This is a genomic window from Geobacter grbiciae, from assembly GCF_018531165.1.
Lineage (GTDB): Bacteria > Desulfobacterota > Desulfuromonadia > Geobacterales > Geobacteraceae > Geobacter > Geobacter metallireducens.
Map to the genome: position 1 here is coordinate 1 of NZ_JAHDIW010000052.1, position 818 is coordinate 818.

1 pseudogene is annotated in these 818 nt (G+C 59.3%); it reads right to left on the reverse strand.

Annotated features, from left to right (window positions below):
- Nucleotides 1-818: pseudogene (locus KJB29_RS19100) on the reverse strand (RHS repeat-associated core domain-containing protein); the annotation flags it as partial.

Genomic DNA, 818 nt, shown 5'->3' on the forward strand with positions numbered 1-818 from the left:
CAGCATCGTGGTCAGGTTGTCATCCTGGTCGTAGGTGTAGGAGACGGTGGTGCCCCCGGCATAGGCGATGCTGTTGGTCTTGCCGGTGGGGGTGTAGGTGAATGTTGTTGTCTTGCCGTTGCGGTCCATTTTCGTCCAGAGGGTGCCGTCGTCGTAGTAGGTGAGCGTGGTGTTCTTGGTCAGCGGGTCGGTGCTGCCGGTGGGGAGGCTCCTCTTGTCGTAGGTGAAGCTGGTCTTGGCCCCTTCCTGGTCGGTGAGGGAGGTCATCTGGCCGATTCCGTCATACACATACGTGATGGCTGGTGCCGTGGAGGTCTTGCTCGTGGCCGGATTACCGTAGGTATCCTGGGTCAGGGTGGTGACGACACCTCTGCCGTCGGTGATGGTGTTCGCAAGGCCGTTGGCGTAGTAGCTCTTCTGGGTAGAGATGGATTGGCCTGTGGCCGGGTAGACGGTGGTCTTTATCGGGTGGTGCTTGGTGTCGTAATCGGTGTGGGTAACGTGCCCAAGGGGATCGGTCACGTCGGTGAGACGGAACTGGCTGTCGTAGGTGGTGTAGGTGTATCTGATGAACGGGTCGGTTACTCTGGTCAGGTTGTTGTTGCCGTCAAAGAGATAGGCAGTGCTGTAGCCCCGGGGATCGGTCTCGGCGGCCAGGTGCCCCTGGCCGTCGTAGTATTTGTAGTTTCTCTGGCCTAGGGCGTTCTCCACCCCCAGAAGGCGCTTCTGCTCGTCGAAGTAGTAGATGGTCTGGTGGCCGGTGCCGTCCTCCTCGATGTTACGATAGCCGGAAAAGTAGAGGTTGTAGGTGGTGGTGC